This is a genomic window from Microbacterium sp. bgisy203 (assembly GCF_057706945.1).
On sequence record NZ_JBYIPF010000002.1, the window covers coordinates 185,577 to 204,224 of the forward strand.

Annotated in this window: 16 protein-coding genes; 9 read left to right on the forward strand and 7 right to left on the reverse strand. The window is 71.7% G+C overall.

What is annotated here, in order from left to right:
• Positions 1–39: 39 nt before the first annotated feature.
• Both AC3ENQ_RS04255 and ligD read left to right on the forward strand, forming a co-directional pair.
• Positions 40–1,044: an SseB family protein gene (locus tag AC3ENQ_RS04255; protein ID WP_431802020.1), complete on the forward strand. Its 1,005-nt coding sequence runs from the start codon at positions 40–42 to the stop codon at positions 1,042–1,044.
• Between the two features lie 134 nt (positions 1,045–1,178).
• Positions 1,179–2,204: a non-homologous end-joining DNA ligase gene (gene ligD, locus AC3ENQ_RS04260; RefSeq protein ID WP_431802022.1), complete on the forward strand. Its 1,026-nt coding sequence runs from the start codon at positions 1,179–1,181 to the stop codon at positions 2,202–2,204.
• An 18-nt stretch (positions 2,205–2,222) separates the two neighbouring features.
• On the opposite strand, the gene AC3ENQ_RS04265 is transcribed toward ligD, so the two are convergent.
• From AC3ENQ_RS04265 to AC3ENQ_RS04275, 3 genes are all read right to left on the reverse strand, one after another.
• Complete coding sequence (locus AC3ENQ_RS04265) at positions 2,223–3,437, reverse strand: AI-2E family transporter (RefSeq protein WP_431802024.1); 1,215 nt, start codon at positions 3,435–3,437, stop codon at positions 2,223–2,225.
• An 86-nt stretch (positions 3,438–3,523) separates the two neighbouring features.
• A complete protein-coding gene (locus AC3ENQ_RS04270; protein ID WP_431802026.1) occupies positions 3,524–4,879 on the reverse strand; it encodes a threonine/serine exporter family protein in 1,356 nt (451 codons plus the stop codon).
• A gap of 356 nt (positions 4,880–5,235) precedes the next feature.
• The gene (locus tag AC3ENQ_RS04275; protein WP_431802598.1) at positions 5,236–6,303 is read right to left on the reverse strand and encodes an ATP-dependent DNA ligase; all 1,068 of its coding nucleotides are present in this window, start codon (positions 6,301–6,303) and stop codon (positions 5,236–5,238) included.
• 191 nt (positions 6,304–6,494) lie between these two features.
• Between AC3ENQ_RS04275 and AC3ENQ_RS04280 the strand changes: the two genes are divergently transcribed.
• The 5 genes from AC3ENQ_RS04280 to AC3ENQ_RS04300 all read left to right on the forward strand — a co-directional run bounded on the left by AC3ENQ_RS04280 (position 6,495) and on the right by AC3ENQ_RS04300 (position 11,769).
• Positions 6,495–8,264 carry an acyl-CoA dehydrogenase family protein gene (locus AC3ENQ_RS04280; protein WP_431802027.1) on the forward strand — a complete coding sequence of 590 codons (1,770 nt, stop codon included), beginning with the start codon at positions 6,495–6,497 and terminating at the stop codon, positions 8,262–8,264.
• A 227-nt stretch (positions 8,265–8,491) separates the two neighbouring features.
• A complete protein-coding gene (locus AC3ENQ_RS04285) occupies positions 8,492–9,259 on the forward strand; it encodes an SDR family oxidoreductase (RefSeq protein ID WP_431802029.1) in 768 nt (255 codons plus the stop codon).
• Positions 9,260–9,305: 46 nt separating this feature from the next.
• The gene (locus tag AC3ENQ_RS04290; protein ID WP_431802031.1) at positions 9,306–9,908 is read left to right on the forward strand and encodes a TetR/AcrR family transcriptional regulator; all 603 of its coding nucleotides are present in this window, start codon (positions 9,306–9,308) and stop codon (positions 9,906–9,908) included.
• Between the two features lie 53 nt (positions 9,909–9,961).
• Positions 9,962–10,981 carry an NADPH:quinone oxidoreductase family protein gene (locus tag AC3ENQ_RS04295; RefSeq protein ID WP_431802033.1) on the forward strand — a complete coding sequence of 340 codons (1,020 nt, stop codon included), beginning with the start codon at positions 9,962–9,964 and terminating at the stop codon, positions 10,979–10,981.
• Positions 10,978–11,769: a glucose 1-dehydrogenase gene (locus tag AC3ENQ_RS04300; RefSeq protein ID WP_431802035.1), complete on the forward strand. Its 792-nt coding sequence runs from the start codon at positions 10,978–10,980 to the stop codon at positions 11,767–11,769. Before AC3ENQ_RS04295 ends, AC3ENQ_RS04300 begins: the two co-directional genes overlap by 4 nt.
• 102 nt (positions 11,770–11,871) lie before the next feature.
• On the opposite strand, the gene AC3ENQ_RS04305 is transcribed toward AC3ENQ_RS04300, so the two are convergent.
• The 3 genes from AC3ENQ_RS04305 to fabG all read right to left on the reverse strand — a co-directional run bounded on the left by AC3ENQ_RS04305 (position 11,872) and on the right by fabG (position 15,208).
• Positions 11,872–13,089, reverse strand: coding sequence for an acyl-CoA dehydrogenase family protein (locus tag AC3ENQ_RS04305; protein ID WP_431802037.1), 1,218 nt, complete (start codon positions 13,087–13,089; stop codon positions 11,872–11,874).
• Positions 13,089–14,282, reverse strand: coding sequence for a phosphotransferase family protein (locus AC3ENQ_RS04310; protein ID WP_431802039.1), 1,194 nt, complete (start codon positions 14,280–14,282; stop codon positions 13,089–13,091). The genes AC3ENQ_RS04305 and AC3ENQ_RS04310 overlap by 1 nt, the downstream gene beginning before the upstream one ends.
• A gap of 176 nt (positions 14,283–14,458) precedes the next feature.
• Complete coding sequence (gene fabG / locus AC3ENQ_RS04315; RefSeq protein WP_431802041.1) at positions 14,459–15,208, reverse strand: 3-oxoacyl-ACP reductase FabG; 750 nt, start codon at positions 15,206–15,208, stop codon at positions 14,459–14,461.
• A gap of 160 nt (positions 15,209–15,368) precedes the next feature.
• Between fabG and AC3ENQ_RS04320 the strand changes: the two genes are divergently transcribed.
• A complete protein-coding gene (locus AC3ENQ_RS04320) occupies positions 15,369–16,550 on the forward strand; it encodes a serine hydrolase domain-containing protein (RefSeq protein WP_431802042.1) in 1,182 nt (393 codons plus the stop codon).
• A 71-nt stretch (positions 16,551–16,621) separates the two neighbouring features.
• Here the strand turns inward: AC3ENQ_RS04320 and AC3ENQ_RS04325 are convergent, their stop codons facing one another.
• Positions 16,622–17,296, reverse strand: coding sequence for a TetR/AcrR family transcriptional regulator (locus AC3ENQ_RS04325; RefSeq protein WP_431802044.1), 675 nt, complete (start codon positions 17,294–17,296; stop codon positions 16,622–16,624).
• A gap of 181 nt (positions 17,297–17,477) precedes the next feature.
• On the opposite strand from AC3ENQ_RS04325, the gene sucC reads away from it, so the two are divergent.
• Positions 17,478–18,644 carry an ADP-forming succinate--CoA ligase subunit beta gene (gene sucC / locus AC3ENQ_RS04330; RefSeq protein ID WP_431802046.1) on the forward strand — a complete coding sequence of 389 codons (1,167 nt, stop codon included), beginning with the start codon at positions 17,478–17,480 and terminating at the stop codon, positions 18,642–18,644.
• Positions 18,645–18,648: the final 4 nt, after the last annotated feature.

Genomic DNA, 18,648 nt, shown 5'->3' on the forward strand with positions numbered 1-18,648 from the left:
GACGCCGCGCCCGCCACCGGCCCGGGATACCCTCGAGGCATGGCATTGTTCTCGCGTCGCGGCAAGAGCGACGACTCCCCGTCCGAACCCGACGCGGAGCTGACAGCGCCGGACACGTCCGCCGACGATGTGGGTACGGCGGCGCCCGACGCCGAGCCCGTGCCCCACGTGGGCATCTCGGTGAGCACGTTCGGCAAGGCCCCGGAGAAGCCGGCGCCGCCGCGCCCGCCGCGTCCCGAGGCCACGGCGCCGGCAGCGACCCAGACGATCCCGGGGGTCGTCGACAACGTCCTCGTGCAGCGTGCGCTCGCCGCTCTCTCCGAGACCCCGCAGGCCGCTGAGGTCATGAACGTCATGCGGCAGGCGCTCGTCGGACAGCTGTACGTGCGCGCCCAGGGTGACGCGCAGGCGCTCCTCGCCGAGGGCAAGGGCCTGAACCTTGCGATCACGACGTTCGGCGACAAGCGGTTCCTTCTCGCGTTCAGCGGCGGCGGGCCGCTCCAGGCGAGCGCGCTCGAAGAAGGCTCGGAGGCCGCGTCGGCCGTGGGCCAGTTGGCATACAACCTCCTGCGCACCGCGGTCGATTCGGGATACGACGGCATCTACCTCGACCACACGAACCCCGGCGCACGCCTCGTGCTGCCGATCGAGCTGATCCGGAAGTCCCTCGAAGAGGGCGCTCCGCCTCCGTTCGCGCTGAAGACCCTCCTCGCCGGTGAGCGGACGGATGCCGCGGAGCGCGCGATCGTCGACGTGCTCACCCGCGAGACCGTGTGGGTCGCCGGCAACCTCGACCCCGAGTCGGGACAGATCGGGCTGGCGGAAGCACGCGGCGAGGGCGGGCGGCGCATCGAGGTGTACTCGCATCCGCTCGAGGTCATCGCAATGGGACGCGGCGACCGGCCGTTGCCGCTCACGCCGCAGCAGCTCGCCAAGACCCTCGCCGCCGAGCCCACGGTGACCGGGATCGTCCTCGACGCCGCGGGGCCCTGGGCCGAACTCGACCGTGAGGCGCTCGCTCCGCTCATCGCCCTCGCGGACTGAGACGGCGAGCGGCGGCAAGGAGCGGTTGCGGAGTTTCGACCCGCGGCGGCGCCGCTCGAGAGGCGACCGGGATGAGGCGCCCGGGGTGAGGACCCGGGGTGTCGCGGGAGGCGCGGCGCGCCTAGGGTCGGACCATGGCATCCGAGCGCATCACGGTGACCGTACCCGGCCCGGAGGGCGACCGCGAGGTGTCGCTGTCGAGCCCGAATCGGGTCATCTGGCCCGAGGTGGGCATCACGAAGCGCGAGCTCGCCGAGTACGTCATCGCCGTCTCCGACCCGTTCCTGCGCGCGAACGGCCACCGTCCGGTGTCGCTCGAGCGCTACCCCGACACCGTCGACGGCGAGAGCTTCTTCTCGAAGAACCCGCCGCGCGGCGCGCCCGACTACGTCCACGAGGTCATGTGCACGTACAACAGTGGGCGCCGCCACCCGCAGGTCGTCCTCGATGAGGCCGCCGCGATCGTGTGGGCCGTGCAGATGAACACCGTCGTCTTCCACCCGTGGGCATCGCTCGCGACGAACACCGACAACCCGGTCGAGCTGCGCATCGACCTCGACCCGCAGCCGGGCACGGACTTCTCCGATGCGGCATCCGTCGCCCCCGCCCTCCGCGAGGTGCTGCGCGAGGCGGGGCTCGAGGCGTGGATCAAGACGAGCGGGAACCGCGGCATCCACGTGTTCTGCCCGATCGAGCCGACGCACGAGTTCCTCGACGTCCGCCACGCGGTGATCGCGGCGGGGCGCGAGCTGGAACGGCGGATGCCCGACAAGGTGACGACCGCCTGGTGGAAGGAGGAGCGCGGCGAGCGCGTCTTCGTCGACTTCAACCAGGCCAACCGCGACCGCACGATGGCCGGCGCCTACAGTCCGCGCGCGCTGCCCCAGGCGACGGTCGCGACCCCGATCACGTGGGACGAGCTCGCGACGGGGGTGGATCCGGCATCCTTCACCGTCCGCACCGTACCGGCTCGTCTCGCCGACACCGGCGACCCGTGGGAGCAGTTCGCCGACGCGCCGGGCCGCATCGACATGCTGCTCGAGTGGTGGCAGCGCGACCTCGACGCGGGGCTCGGCGAATTGCCGTTCCCGCCCGAGTTCCCCAAGATGCCGGGAGAGCCCCCGCGCGTGCAGCCGAGCCGGGCGAAGAAGACCGAGTGACGGGGGTCCCGCGCGGCGTCAGCTCTGGCGGGTGAGCGACTCGGGTTCTCGGCCCTCGATCATCGCCTGTTCATCCTCGGGATGCTTTGGCCGCGCCCACCGCGCCGGCGTGTTCGGGCCGTCCCACACCTGCACGATGCCCCACGCGACCGCCGTCAGCGGCACCGCGAGCACCGCGCCGACGATCCCGCCGAGGAAGGTTCCCGCGGTCAGGACGATCAGTACGACGAACGGGTGCAGCTTCATCGACCGGCCCATGAGCACCGGCTGCAGGAAGTTCCCCTCGAGCTGGTTCACGAGCACGACGACACCGACGACGAGCAGGGCGTTGACCCAGCCGTTCGCGACGAGGGCGACGAGCGCCGCGAGGATGCCGGCGAGCGTCGCGCCCACGAACGGGATGAACGCCAGCAGGAACGTCAGCACCGCCAGTGGGATCGCGAGCGGCACCTGCAGGATGAGCAGACCGATGAGGATGCCGATGGCGTCGACCGCCGCGACCGCCGCCGTGCCGCGCACATACGAGCCGAGCGTGGTCACGGTCTTGTCGCCGACCCGCATCGCGCGGTCGTAGCTCTTGCCCTCGAAGGGGCGCAGGAGGAAGGCCCACATCTGCGGGGCATCCTTCAGGAAGAAGAAGAGGATCACGACCATGAGGATGAAGCTCGTGATGAACGTCGCGACCGCGCTGACTCCCGCGATCGCCCCCGAGCCGAACTGCGCGCTCGTGAGGAAGTCGGTGATCGAGCCCATCCACTCGTCGATCTGCGCCTGGTCGAAGCTGATGGGAAGCGTCGAGAACCACTCCGTCAGATCCTGGAACCCCGCCTGCGCCTGCGAGTACAGGTCGTCCCACTGGTTGCGGACCGCATTGACGATGAGCCAGCCGATGCCCGTGAGCAGCAGCACGATCGCGAGGAGCGTCAGGATCGTCGCGGCGAGGGCCGGCACCCCCTTGCGGCGCAGCCAGCGCATGACCGGCGCGAAGGCGGATGCCAGGATCATGGCGAGCAGCAAGGGGATGACGACGACCGTCAGCTGGCTGATGCCCCAGAGCACGGCGGCGATGAGCGCCACCGCGATGAGGATCTGCATGGCGCGGATGGCGAAGGTGCCTAGGGCGTCGGCCCAGAGGGTCCAGGGCTTGCCCGCGGTGCTCGCGCTCACGCGCACGGGGGTGCCGGAGTCGGACACGCGGACGGTGGCGGGTTCGGAGGATCGGAACAGTCCCATGCCACGACGGTAAGGGACGCGCGCCGTCGACGCGAAGCCTTGACAGGCGGCCGATGATCAGGGTCGGGGTTCGGGTCGCGTCGCGGTCACGGGCGCGACCACTCGCGTTCGGTGAGGATGCGGGCGACGGTCAGCCCGATCGCGAGGGCGACGACGACGAAGACGGCGGTGAATCCGTTCTGGATCGCGGCGAGCGTGTCGCCGGCGATGACACCCGTGATCGCCCGGTACGCCGCCGCGCCCGGCACCATGATGAGGACCGCGGGCACCGTGAGGGTGACGCGCGCCGCGCGGAGGCGGTCGCCGAACAGGAACGCGCCGAAGCCCACCGCGAGCGCCGCGATCGCCGCCGCGAGTGGCGCCGTCATCCCGCCGTCGATGAATGCCAGCCGCGCGACGTTCGCCACCGACCCGAGCGCCGCGGTGGTGAAGGCGATCGCGGGCGGGGTGTCGAAGAGCACGGCGAACCCGAGCACGCCGACGAAGCCGGCGAGCAGGCGCACGACCGACAGCACCGGCTCCGCGAAGAGCGGATCGGCGGTCTGGGTCACCGTCGCCTGGAAGATCGAGCCGATGCCCCACACCGCCGTTCCTGTCGCGAGCAGCACGAGCGTTGCGTAGACGACACGGGAGATGCCGGCGTTGAGGTCGAGGCGGGCGAGGTCGAGGGCGCCCGTGACGAGGGGGAAGCCGGGGACGAGGTAGAGAACGGCGCCCGTGAGCGCGGCGTCGTGCTGTCCGCCCGGTACGCCGAGAAGGGCGAGCAGCGCCGCGACACCGAGGTAGACGAGCAGCGCGGTGACGGCGGAGACGAACACGGTCAGGAACTCGTTGGTGCGAAGGCGCGCGATGCGCATCCGCACGAACTGCCCGATCGCGGCGGCGATGAGCACCGCAATGAACTCCTGCCACCCGCCGTTGTTCAAGAGGGCGAACGCCGCGCAGGCGAGGCCCGCGCCCAAGACCCGGACGACCTCGGGGTAACGGCGAGGGCGTGACTCGACGGCATCCAATCGCTGCTGCAGCGTGGCGGGAGAGGTGCCGGGCTGCAGCTCGCCGGTCAGGCGCTTGAGTGCCGTAAGGCGTTCCGCATCGACCCCGGGCCGGCGGATCTCGGCGACGCGCGTGCGGAACATCTGCCCGCGGCTCATCGTGGCGACGAGGTCGTTCATGCCGACGCGGGTGTGCAGCGTCTCGATGCCGACGGCGTGCGCGGCGCGCTCCATGCTGTCGCGCACCCGCGCCGACGACGCACCCGCGCCGAGCATGAGTGCGCCGAGGCGCATGACCGCGTCGGTGCGCGCGATGAACTGCACCGGCTCGAGGCGCAGTTCCTGGGTGAGCGAGAGGTCGCCGTCGAGGTCTGCTCCGGATGCCTGGTCGCCGGGGACGCCGCGGGCGGCATCGTCCTCGGGTGGGGGCGGCTCGGCGGACGGAGACATGCTCCGATCCTGGCATCGGCCGCGGGCGCCCGCACCCCCGACGGGCCGGGTCTTTATTCACGGCGCGCGCCGGGGTGTCGCCGCGCATCGCGCCGGTAGTTTCGGAGCCATGAAGGAGTCGGCCCGGCTCCCTCGGAGATCGGGCCCCCTTTCGCAGATCGGGCCCGCATGGCCGGCCGCCGGAGTCCGGCGCCGATGCGGGCTCGATCCGCGTGTGCGGGTGGGGAGACGCGGCTGGATGCGTTCGTCTCGCGTTCGTCTCGCAGGAGATCCGGCGCCCAACGCCCGACCGCAACGATTCGACGCCCCATCCCGCGTCGATCGTCCTGCGAACCGAACGCCGCAGCGCCGGGACGTCAGTCGAGGACGTCGGCCAGGTCGTAGGCGGCGACCTGCTCGAGCTGGTCGTAGGTGCACGAGCGCGGGTCGCGGTCGGGGCGCCACCGCTCGAACTGCACCGTGTGGCGGAATCTCCGCCCCTCGAGCTGGTCGTAGCGCACCTCGAGCACCCGTTCGGGGCGGAGGCGGACGAACGACGTGTCCTTGTCGGCCGCGGTGAACCGCGAGCGCTCGCCGTCGCCGCGCACGGCCGCGCCGTCGGCATCGGTCTCGACGAGGGGCGCCAGCTCGTCGACGAGCTCGCGCCGGCGCGCGTCGGTGAACGCCGAGACGCCGCCGGCCTGGTGCAGCGCGCCGTCGTCGTCGTACAGGCCGACGAGGAGTGACCCGACGCCGGCCCCGCTCTTGTGCACGCGGTATCCGAGCGTGACGACGTCGGCGGTGCGCGCGTGCTTGATCTTCATCATCGTGCGCCTGCCGGGGGTGTACGGGAGCGCGAGCGGCTTCGCGACGACGCCGTCGAGTCCGGCGCCCTCGAACTGCGCGAGCCACTGCGTCGCGAGGGCGGGGTCGGTGGTCGTCCGTGTGAGGTGGATCGGGTCGGGGATGCCGCGGAGCAGATCCTCGAGCTCCGCGCGCCGCGCGGCGAACGGTTCGCCCTGCAGGTCGCGGTCGCCACGCGCGAGCAGGTCGAAGGCGACGAAGCGGGCGGGCGTCTCGGCGCTGAGCAGGGCGACGCGGGATGCCGCGGGGTGGATCCGCTGCGACAGCGCCTCCCACGAGAGACGCAGTGACGCATCGCCGCCGCCCGCATCGGCCGTCTCGCTCGCATCGGCGGCCGGCAGCGCCACGACGATCTCGCCGTCGATGAGGCACGGCTCGGCGAGGAGCGCGCGGAAGGCATCCACGAGTTCGGGGAAGTAGCGGGTGAGCGGCTTCGCGCCGCGCGAGCCGATCTCCACGCCGTCGGCGCCCGTGCCGTCCCACGCGACGATCGCGCGGAACCCGTCCCATTTGGGCTCGAACGACAGTCCGCCGGGCGTCTTGGCGGGGTCGGGGATGGCGGGCACGGCCTTGGCGAGCATGGGAGCGGGGATGTCATACACGCCGCCATCCTCGCGTGCCACCGCCGCGGACGCGAGGGGTGCGGTCCGCGCACAGGATGCCTCGGCCCCGGTGTCGCCGGATCCTCCCAGCCCTCTGAGACTCAGTTTCATCTACACTGGACCGGAGTTTCATCCCATCGCGCGCATCGCGCCCCACCGAGGAGTCCGTCATGGCCGCCGCCTCCGAGTACGTCCCACCCGTCGCGGACTACGCCTTCCTGTACCACGAGGCTTTCGGCCTCGACATCGTCGCGCGCGCGACCGGCGGCGCACTGACCGCCGACGACGCGACCGACGTGATCGAGGGCGCCGGCGAGTTCGCGGCATCCGTCCTCGCGCCGCTCGAGACGGTCGGCGACACCGTGGGCGCGCAGTTCGTCGACGGCCAGGTGCACCTGCCCGACGGGTTCGCTGAGGCGTATCAGGCGTTCATCGAGGCGGGCTGGGTCAGCGCCGAGGCGCCCGAATCGGCCGGCGGCGACGGCCTGCCGGGCTCCGTGCGCGCGGGGCTCGGCGAGATCTGGAACGCCTCGAATGCGGCGTTCGCCCTCTGCTGGCTGCTGAGCGCGGGGCAGATCCACGCGCTGGATGCCGCCGCGTCCGAAGAGATCCGCGAGATCTACCTCACGAAGCTCGTCTCGGGCGAGTGGACCGGCACCATGAACCTCACCGAGCCGCAGGCCGGCACCGACCTCGGCGCGATCCGCACGATCGCCACCCCCCGTGGCGAAGGAGCGGGTGACGGCTCGTGGTCGATCAAGGGCCAGAAGATCTTCATCACGTGGGGCGACCACGATGTGGCCGAGAACATCGTCCACCTCGTGCTGGCGCGCACGCCCGACGCCCCCGAGGGCGCGAAGGGCCTCTCGCTGTTCGTCGTGCCGAAGTACCTCGTGAACGCCGACGGCTCGCTCGGCGACCGCAACGGCGTCGAGACCGTCGCGATCGAGCACAAGCTCGGCATCCACGGCTCGCCCACCTGCGTCCTCGCGTATGAGGACGCGACCGGCTACCTCGTCGGCGAGGTCGGCGGCGGGCTGGCGGGCATGTTCGTCATGATGAACTCCGCGCGCATGGGCATGGGCTTCCAGGCGACCGGCATCGCCGATCGCGCGTACCAGCAGGCGCGGGCATATGCCGCAGATCGCATGCAGGGCCGCGTGCTCGATCGGGATGCCTCGGCGCCAATCGCCGAGCACCCCGACGTCCGGCGTCTGCTGCTGTCGATGGCGAGCGAGATCTACGCGATGCGCGCCCTCGGCGTGTATGTCGGCGACCTCTTCGACCAGGCCGAAGGAACGGAGGATGCCGCGACGCTCGCACTCGCCGAGTTCTTCGTGCCGATCCTCAAGGGCTGGGCCACGGAGGATGCGATCGAGCTCACCAGCGAGGCGATCCAGGTGCACGGTGGCATGGGCTTCATCGAGGAGACCGGCGCCGCGCAGCACTACCGCGACGCCCGCATCATGACGATCTACGAAGGCACGACGGCGATCCAGTCGAACGACCTCATCGGACGGAAGGTCATCCGCAACCAGGGCGCGACCGCCGAAGCGCTGTTCGCGCGGATCGACGCCACGGTCGCGGACCTCCGCGCCGTCGCGGGCGATGCGGCATCCGACGTCGCGGTGCGAACGGCCGAGCGCACCGCCGACCGGCTCGAGCGCGCCGTCGCCGCAGCGCGTCGCGCGACCGCCGACCTGCTCGGGTTCGCCGGGTCGCTCCGCGACGCGCATGCCGTGAGCGTGCCGTACCTCATGCTCCTCGGAACGCTCTCGGGCGGGTGGATGCACGGCCTCGCCGTCGTCGCCGTCGCGAAGCACGACGCGGCGACCGACGAGGATGTTGCACGCCTGCGCACCGCGGACTTCTACGGCGCGCACCACCTGCCGCGCGTGCACGCCCTCGCCGAGACGGTGGCCTCGGGCGAAACCGTCTGACGCTCGCACTCCCGCGCCGGCGCCCGCCCCTGGCTCGCGAATCACCGCCGCTTTCACGAATCACCACCCGATTCGCGCGAAAGCGGCGGTGATTCGCGCATCGGGCGGTGATTCGCGAGCCGGGCGGGCGGGACGGAGAGGGGCGCGTGCGGGGCGGAGGCGCGCTGTGCTAGCGTCATACCGACTGGACGGTATGAGATGACCGAGACGCTCGAGGAGGAGCAGAAATGACGGATGCCACGGCACGCTTCACCGACACCGTGACCATCATCACGGGCGCAAGCCGCGGGATCGGCTTTGGAATCGCGCAGCGCCTCGTCGCCGAGGGCGGACGCGTCGTGCTCACCGGCCGCAAGAGCGAGGCGCTGGATGCCGCCGTCGCCGAGCTCGGCACCCTCGCCGACGGCACCCCCGCCGCCAGCGGCGTCGCCGGCGCCGCCGACGACCCGCACCACCGCGCCGCCGTATACGCCCACGTCGCCGAGACCTACGGACGCCTCGACCACCTCGTCAACAACGCCGGCATCAACCCCGCCTACGGTCCGCTCGCGGGCGTCGACCTGGGTGCCGCGCGCAAGATCCTCGAGGTCAACGTGCTCGCGACGCTCGAGTGGACGCGCGACGCGCTCGCGGCCGGGCTCAGCCGCTCGGTCGTGAACGTCGCCTCCGTCGCGGGCCTCGGAGCGAGCCCCGGGATCGGGATGTACGGGGCATCCAAGGGCGCCCTCATCAACCTCACGGCGCAGCTCGCGTACGAGCTCGCCCCCGCGATCCGCGTCAACGCCGTCGCCCCCGCCGTCGTGAAGACCCAGTTCGCCCGCGCGCTCTACGAGGGGCACGAGACCGAGACCGCCGCCGCCTACCCGCTGAACCGCCTCGGCACGCCGCAGGACATCGCCGGGCCCGTCGCCTTCCTCCTGTCAGAGGATGCCGCGTGGATCACCGGCCAGACCCTGTCGATCGACGGCGGCGCGGGCATCAAGCCCCTCATGTGACGCCCGCGTCGAGCGGCAGAGCACGGACCGAGAAGAGAGGCGCCCGGTGAAGGATTCCCACGTCGCCGACGACATCACCCGCGCGGCCGTCGAGCTGTTCGCGACCCAGGGCTACGTCACGACGAGCGTGCAGCAGATCGTCGAGGCGGCCGGCGTCACCAAGGGCGCGATGTACCACTACTTCGCGTCGAAGGACGACCTGCTCTTCGGCATCTACGACGAGCTCCTGACACTGCAGAAGCAGCACCTCGACGAGATCGTCGCGCGCGGCGAGGCATCCGGCGCGGGTGTCGACGAGATCCTCCGCGCCGTGTGCGTCGACGTGATCGAGACGTCGATCGACCACCTCCGTGAGGCGGCCGTGTTCTTCCGCAGCGCGCACCTGCTCTCCGCTGACCGGCGTGACGAGGTCACGCGCCGCCGCCGCGCCTACCACGACGCGTTCGCCGCGCTCCTCGAGCGTGGGCAGGTTGAGGGCCGCTACCGCACCGACATCCCGGTGGCGCTGCTCGTGGCGCACTTCTTCAGCGACGTCCACTACCTGTCGCAGTGGTACTCGCCGACCGGGCCCGAGAGCCGCGACCTCGTCGCCGCCCAGCTGACCGACCTGTACCTCACGAGCCTGCATCCCGCGGACGCGGGCGCCTGACCGACCCGCACCACCCCACCCGCACCACCCCACCACCCGTCCAGGAGGCGACGATGCCCGAGCACGAATCCACCGTTCCCGAGACGATGCGCGCCTGGCGGGTGACGACGCTCGGCGAACCCGCTGATGCGCTCTCGCTCGACGACGTCCCGGTCCCCGCGCCCGCCTCCGGGGAGGTGCTCGTGCGGGTGCGCGCCGTCGCGGCCAACTTCCCCGACGTCCTCCTCGCGCGCGGCGAGTACCAGGTGAAGCCCGAGTTGCCCTTCATCCCCGGCATCGAGTGCGTGGGCGACGTCGTCGCGCTCGGAGAGGGCGCGGATGCCGGGTCCTTCCGCATCGGCGACCGGGTGCTCGCCTCGAAGATCGGGGTGCTCGCCGAGTACGCGGCCGTGCCGGCATCCGACGTCCATCCCGCGCCCGCAACGCTTCCGGATGCCGCGGCCGCCGGCCTCTTCGTCGCGTACCAGACCGCGTGGTTCGGCCTGCACCGCCGGGCGGCGCTGCAGCCGGGGGAGTGGCTGCTCGTCCACGCCGCGGCGGGCGGTGTCGGCGCCGCCGCCGTGCAGCTCGGCGTCGCCGCCGGAGCTCGCGTGATCGGCGTCGTCGGCTCCGAGGCGAAAGCCGAGGTCGCCCGCGCCGCGGGAGCCGAGGTCGTGCTCATCCGGGGCGTCGACGACATCGCGCAGGGCGTCAAGGCCGCGACCGGCGGGCACGGCGCCGACGTCGTGTTCGATCCCGTGGGGGGCGACGCCTTCGCGGCATCCACCAAGTGCATCGCCTTCGAGGGACGCATCGTCATCGTCGGTTTCGCGAGCGGCACGATCCCCCAGCTGCCCGCGGGGCACGTGCTGGTCAAGAACTACTCGCTGCTCGGTCTGCACTGGGGCCTCTATACGCAGGTCGCACCGCACCTCGTCGCCGAGGCGCACCGCGAGATCACCCGCCTCGCCGACGACGGCGCGATCTCGCCCGTCGTCGACCACGTCGTCCCGTTCGGCGAGGCGCCCGCGGCCCTCACCGACCTCGCCGGCGGCCAGACGGTCGGACGCGTCGTCATCGAGGTCGCCGCGTGAGCGCGACGATCGACCTCGGCGGACGCGTCTGCATCGTCACCGGCGGCGGCCGCGGCCTCGGTGCCGCCTACGCCCGCGCGCTGCACGCCGCGGGCGCGCGGGTGATGATTGCCGACATCCTCGACGACGAGGGTGCGGCGCTCGCCGCCGAGCTCGACAGTGCGGCCCGCGACGGTGCGGGCGATGCCGATGCGACAGCGCGGTACCACCACCTCGACGTCCGCGACGAAGACCAGTGGGCGACCGTCATCGCCGACACGGTCGCCGCGTTCGGGGCGGTCGACGTCCTCGTCAACAACGCCGGGATCGTCAACGCTGCCCCCGTCGAGCACCTCACGACCGCGAAGTGGGATGCCGTCATCGCCGTCAACCTCACGGGCGTCTTCTTCGGGTGTCGCGCGGTCGTGCCGCAGATGAAGGCGCAGTTCGCCGCCACCGGCACGGGCGGATCGATCATCAACATCTCGTCGGTCGAGGGCATGCGCGGCAGCCCCGGCCTACACGGCTACACGGCGTCGAAGTTCGGCGTGCGCGGGCTCTCGCAGTCGATGGCGGTGGAGCTCGGGCCCTCCGGCATCCGCGTCAACTCGGTGCATCCGGGGTTCATTCGCTCGGACATGTCGGCCCGCATCGACCCCGCGCGCCTCGACATCCCGCTCGGCCGACCCGGCGAGCCCGGCGATGTCGCCGGGACGATCGTCTTCCTCGCGTCGGATGCCTCGGCCTTCACGACCGGCGCCGAGTTCGTCGTCGACGGCGGCATGATCACCGGCATCCCGCACAAGTAACGCCGTTTCGACGCCTGGCTGTGCGCGCGCTCGGAGTACGGCTATGCGCGCGCAACCCCCGGTCGTTGAGCGAGCGCAGCGAGCCGAAGAGCCGGCGCCGCGTCAGCGCGCGCGCAGCTGCGCACGGCCGAGGCTCGACAGGTGCACCTCGTCGGGGCCGTCGGCAAGCCGGAGCGAACGGATGCCGGCGTACATCTCGGCGAGCGGGGTGTCGCCCGAGACGCCCGCGCCGCCGTACAGCTGGATGGCGCGGTCGACGATCTGCTGCACGCCCCGCGGAACGGCGATCTTGATCGCCTGGATCTCGGTCATCGCCTTCTTGTTGCCGACGGTGTCCATGAGCCACGCGGTCTTCAGGACGAGCAGGCGCAGCGCCTCGAGCGTGATGCGCGACTCGGCGATCCACTCGCGGACGACGCCCTGGTCGGCCAGCGCCCGCCCGAACGCGTGACGCTCGCGCGCCCGCTCACTCATCAGCTGGAGAGCGCGCTCGCCCGTGCCGATCGCCCGCATGCAGTGGTGGATACGGCCGGGGCCCAGGCGCGCCTGCGCGATCGCGAACCCGTCGCCCTCGCCGGCGATGAGGTTCGAGGCCGGCACGCGCACGTCGCGGAAGACGACCTCGGCGTGCCCGCCGTGGTCGCGGTCGTCGTAGCCGAACACCGTCAGGGGACGCACGACCTCGACGCCGGGGGTGTCACGGGGAACGAGGATCATCGACTGCTGACGGTGGCGGTCGGCATCCGGATCGGTCTTGCCCATGACGATGAAGATCGCGGCATCCGGGTTCATCGCGCCGGTCGACCACCACTTGCGTCCGTTGATGACGTAGTGGTCGCCGTCGCGCACGATGCGGGTGTCGATGTTGGTCGCGTCGGACGAGGCGACGTCGGGCTCGGTCATGCAGAACGCGGAGCGGATCTCGGCGTTCAGTAGGGGCGTCAGCCACTGCTCCTTCTGCTCGGGGGTGCCGAAGTCGTTCAGGACCTCCATGTTGCCCGTGTCGGGCGCGGCGCAGTTGAACGCGGGGGGAGCCAGGCGCGTCGACCAGCCGGTGATCTCGGCGATCGGCGCGTACTGCAGGTTCGTGAGACCCGCGCCCCCGTTCTCACCGTGCCCGGCCGGGAGGAACAGGTTCCAGAGGCCCTCGGCGCGCGCGCGATCCTGCAGTTCGCGGACGATCGGGCGCACGGTCCACTCGTTCGGCGTCGCGGCGAGCTGCTCTTCGAGGATCGGCTCGGCGGGGAGCACGCGCTCGTCGACGAAGCGGCGAGCACGGGTGATGAGCGCCTCGGTCTCAGTATCGAAGGAGAAGTCCATCAGCGGGCCTCGCTCTCGGTGGGGGTGTCGGAGTCCGTGTCGGAAGGGGCTGCGGATGCCTCGGCATCCAGCGCCGTGAGGCCCGCCCGCGCGAGCGGTGCGACAAGCCCGCCCATCTGGTCGAAGCCCTCGCCGACCGTGCCGCCCTGCTGGTAGCGGTAGTGGATGCCCTCGAGGATCACCGCGAGCTTGTACGCGGCGAACGCGCGGTACCAGTGCAGCTCGGGCACGGGGATGCCGGCGCGCTCCGCGTACGCGGCGATCATCTCGTTGAGGGTGGGGTACCCGGCCGCGGCGTCGACCGCGCTCGGCACGGCGGTCGCGAGCGCGCCGGGGAGGTGCCCGATCTCCCAGTACATCGCGAACATGCCGACGTCCACGAGCGGGTCGCCGAGGGTCGCCATCTCCCAGTCGAGGATCGCCGAGACGTGCGCCTCGTCGCCCTCACCGGTGACGAGAGCGTTGTCGAGGCGGAAGTCGCCGTGGACGATGCCCGTCCGGGTCGTCTCGGGGACATCCGCCTCGAGCGCGGCCTGCAGGCGGTCGAGCTCGGGAGTCTCGCGCGAGCGCGAGGCATCCAGCTGCCGCCGCCACGTCGCGAGCTGGCGGGTGAGGAACCCGTCGGGCTTGCCGAAGTCGGCGAGGCCGACGGTCTCGGGATCGACCGAGTGCAGTGCGGCCAGGTCGCCGGCGAGCTCGAGGCTGAGCGCGCGGAGAGCGTCGGGGGTGAAGCCCGCGTTGTGCGTCGGGCGGGCGAGGACGCGGCCCGGGGCGCGCTCCATGACGAAGAAGACGGTGCCGGTGACCTGCTTCGCCTCGGTGTCGTCGACGACGTCGACCGCGACCGGCACAGGTACCGCGCTGCCTGCGAGCGCCGAGATGACCCGGTGCTCGCGGCGCATGTCGTGGGCGCTCGAGAGCACGTGGCCGAGCGGCGGGCGGCGGACGATGAGCGGCCGCGCCGCCCCGTCGATGCCGTACGTCAGGTTGCTGCGCCCGCCCGCGATGACCGTCGCGGTGAGGTGCTGACCGGGGACGACGAGGTCGGGGTGTGCGTCGACGAGCCAAGCTTCGAGGCCTGCGACGTCGAGGCCGGGGACCTCGGCCGTCGGCGCGGAGCGAGCGGTGGCGGATGCTGGGCTCGCGGAGTTCGGCGTGGCGGATGCCGGTGCAGGTGTGGTGTCGGCGGTCATCGGTGACCCTCTCCGGCGCCGTCCACGACGCCTCGCTCGCCAGCATACCGGACGGTCGGTTTGTTGTGGGAGGGTCGCTTCTGGATTGTCGGCGCGAATCGCTTCCACCCGCCCGGATGAGCGCGATCTGCGCCGACAATCTCTCCGATGAGCGCGATCTGCGCCGACGAACCGCGTCAGGCCTTCGGACCCCCGGCGACGTAGAGCACCTGGCCCGAGGTGAACCCCGACTCCTCGGCGCAGAAGAAGGATGCCGCGGCCGCGATGTCCTCGGGGGTGCCCGCCCGCCCGACGGGGATCTCCTTGGCCGCCGCGACCAGGAACTCGTCGAAGGTCATCCCGATCCGCTCCGCCGTCGCGCGCGTCATGTCGGTCGCGATGAACCCCGGCGCGATGGCATTCGCGGTGATGCCGTAGCGCCCCAGCTCGATCGCGAGCGTCTTGGTGAAGCCCTGCATGCCGGCCTTCGCGGCGGCGTAGTTCGCCTGCCCGCGGTTGCCGAGCGCCGAGGTCGAGGAGAGGTTCACGATGCGGCCGAATCCGGCATCCACCATGTGCTTCTGCACCGCGCGGCTCATGAGGAATGCGCCGCGCAGGTGCACGCCCAGGACCGCGTCCCAGTCGTCGTCGGTCATCTTGAAGAGGAGGTTGTCGCGCAGGATGCCGGCGTTGTTCACGAGGATCGTGGGCGCACCGAGTCGCTCGACGACCTCGGCCACGGCGGCCTCGACCGACGCAGAGTCGGAGACGTCCGCGCCGACGGCGATGGCCTGCCCGCCCGCGGCGGTGATCGCGTCGACGGTGTCGGCGCACGCCGCGGCGTCGAGGTCGAGGACGGCGACGGCATTGCCGTCGGAGGCGAGGCGACGCGCGATGGCGGCGCCGATGCCGCGGGCGGCGCCGGTGACGAGGGCGACACGGGTCATGAGGGGTCCTTTCGCGAGACGACGACACCAGCCCGGCGAGATCACGCCGTCGGGATGCCGGGGCCAGCCTACCGACCGAGCGGTATGTGCGCGCGGCCGTGCTGTCGCGCCGCCTGGACCCGTTGACCGACCGGCCGGGGCGCACGGGTAGGCTCGCGCCATGACCCCGGACAGCGACGTCACGGCCGCCTCGGACCACCCGACGCCCGACGTGGACGCGGCCGCCCACGGCACCGCGGACGAGCGCTTCGCGCCGCTCCGCGACCTCCTCGCGGCCTCCCTCGCGACCGGGGACGACCTGGGCGCGTCTCTCTGCGTGATCGAGGACGGGCGCATCGTCGCCGACCTCTGGGGAGGCTGGGCCGACGCCGCCCGCACCCGCCCGTGGCAGGCCGACACCCTCACGAACGTCTGGTCGATCTCGAAGACGGCATCCTCCCTCGCCCTCCTCGTCCTCGTCGACCGCGGCGAGGTGGACCTCGACGCGCCGGTCGCGCGCTACTGGCCGGCGTTCGGCGCCGCGGGCAAGGAGAGCATGCGGGTGCGCGACGTGCTGCAGCACCGCACGGGGGTCTCGGGCTGGGAGCAGCCCGTCACGACCGCCGACATCCTCGATGTGGATGCCGCGGCCGACCGCCTCGCCGCGCAGGCGCCGTGGTGGCCGCCGGGAACGCGCTGCGGCTACCAGGTCATCGACTACGGCCACCTCGTCCACGGAATCGTCCGGGCGGTCACCGGCCAGTCGCTCGGCGAGGTCTTCGCCGCGGAGATCGCGCGCCCGCTCGGCGCGGACTTCTGGCTCGGGCTCCCTGCGACCGAGGATCACCGCGTGAGCGACGTCGTGCCGCCGGGGCGGGGCGGCGCCGCGATCGAGCGTGACACGATCGCGTTCCGCTCGTTCACGAGTCCGGTCGTCCGTGCGACCGACGCGCTCACGCGGGAGTGGCGCGCGGCGGGGATCGGCGGCGCGGGCGGGCAGGGCAACGCGCGGTCCGTCGCGCTGAGCAACGCCGTGATCGCCGGTCGTGGCGAGGTGGGTGACGTGCGAATCCTCCGCCCGGAGACGGTCGACCTCGTCTTCGAGGACAGCGTTGCCGGGCCCGACCTCGTCCTGGGCGCACCGCTGCGGTGGGGCCTCGGGTGGGGGCTGCGCGATGCGCCATCCAGCCCCTATCTGCCCGAGGGACGCGTCGCCTACTGGGCCGGATGGGGCGGCTCGATCGTCGCCGCCGACGCCGATCGGGGTGTCACGGTCGCCTACGTCATGAACCGGATGGAGGCGGCGGTCCTCCCGGGCGAGCGCTCGATCCGCTACGTGCGCGCGGCGTTCGACGCGCTCTGAGCCCGGGCCGCGCCCGAGTCCCCGCGGAACCGCGCCCGAGTCCCCGCGCGGACCCGCGAGCGACCTGCGCGCTACAGCTCGTCGCGTAGCCGCCGGGCCATCTCGGCGATCGGCATGCGGCGCGGGAACGTCGCGATGACGACGTCGTCGGGGCGCGCGTCCTCCGCGTCGGGGTGCACGCCGAAGCGGTGCATGAGGCGGTCGTAGGCATCCGTCAGCACGTGCTCAGGCACATCCGCGCCGCGCAGCAGCCGCCGCAGGACGTGGTTGTGGACCGCGGTGACGGCCGCCGAGAAGGCGACCGCGTCGATCGGGTCGAGACCCGGAAGCGCCTCGCGCAGGTAATCGTCGAAGAGTCGCTCGTACTGGAAGACCGTGACGATCTCGCGCTCACGCAGCGCCGGCACCTGCCGGACGACGGCGTAGCGCCGCCGGGCGAGCTCGGGGTCGGCCGCGAAGTGGCGGAACACCTCGACGGATGCCGCGGATGCCGCCGCCCACGGGTTCTCCTGCGGATCGCGCCGCGCCTCGGCGAGGAACTCCCGTAGTTGCGCGAGCAGCACGTCGTGGTCGCTGAAGACGACGTCGTCCTTTCCCCCGAACTGCCGGAAGAACGTCGAGCGCGAGACCCCTGCGGCCTGGGCGATCTGCTCCACGGAGGTCGCCTCGAAGCCCTGCGCGACGAAGAGGTCGAGCGCGGCGGCGACGACGGTGTTGCGGGCGGAGGCGGGAGCGGCATCGGTCATAACGGGCCAAGCCTAGCCACCACGTGCGCCGCGCACCCGCTCAACGCGCACGGTCGGGGCACCCGGACGAGCGTATTAGGCTGGGGGATTGGCCGATCCCTCGACATCCTCTCGGCGACGAGATGACCTCGGGATGCTCTTCGGCACACCGACACCACAGACGCCCAGCGGAGGATTGCGCGTGGATCTCTACGAATACCAGGCACGTGACCTGTTCGAGAAGTACGAGGTGCCGGTTCTCCCCGGCATCATCGCCGACACCCCTGAGGAGGCGAAGGCGGCGGCCGAGAAGCTCGGCGGTGTCGTCGTCGTGAAGGCTCAGGTCAAGACGGGAGGCCGCGGCAAGGCCGGCGGCGTGAAGGTCGCGAAGACCCCCGACGATGCCTACGAGGCCGCGAAGGCGATCCTCGGGCTCGACATCAAGGGTCACGTCGTGAAGCGGGTCATGGTCGCGGCGGGCGCGCAGATCGAGAAGGAGTTCTACTTCTCGGTGCTGCTGGACCGCGCGAACCGCTCCTACCTCTCCCTCTGCTCCGTCGAGGGCGGCATGGAGATCGAGGAGCTCGCGGTCGAGCGCCCCGAAGCCCTCGCGAAGATCGAGGTGAACCCCCTGACGGGCATCGACGCCGAGAAGGCGCTCGAGATCGCCAAGGCCGGCGGCTTCGACGACGAACTCGCCCCGAAGGTGGCCGACGTCTTCGTGAAGCTCTACGACGTCTACACCGGCGAGGGCGCGACCCTCGTCGAGGTGAACCCCCTGATCCAGGATGCCTCGGGCAACATCATCGCCCTCGACGGCAAGGTGACCCTCGACGACAACGCCACCGAGGTGCGCCACCCCGAGCACGAGCTGCTCGAGGACAAGGATGCGGCCGACCCGCTCGAGGCGAAGGCCAAGGCATCCGGTCTCAACTACGTCAAGCTGGACGGCCAGGTGGGCATCATCGGCAACGGTGCGGGCCTGGTGATGTCGACGCTCGACGTCGTCGCCTACGCGGGTGAGCACCACGGCGGCGTCAAGCCCGCCAACTTCCTCGACATCGGCGGCGGTGCCTCGGCGACCGTCATGGCGGCGGGTCTCGACGTGATCCTCGGCGACGAGCAGGTCAAGTCGGTCTTCGTGAACGTCTTCGGCGGCATCACCTCGTGCGTCGCCGTCGCGGAGGGCATCGTCAAGGCGCTCGAGATCCTCGGCGACACGGCGACCAAGCCGCTCGTCGTGCGCCTCGACGGCAACCAGGTCGAAGAGGGTCGCGCGATCCTCGCGGCCGCGAACCACCCGCTCGTGACCCTCGCCGCAGGCATGGACGAGGGCGCCGACAAGGCCGCCGAGCTGGCCGCGGCCTGACCCC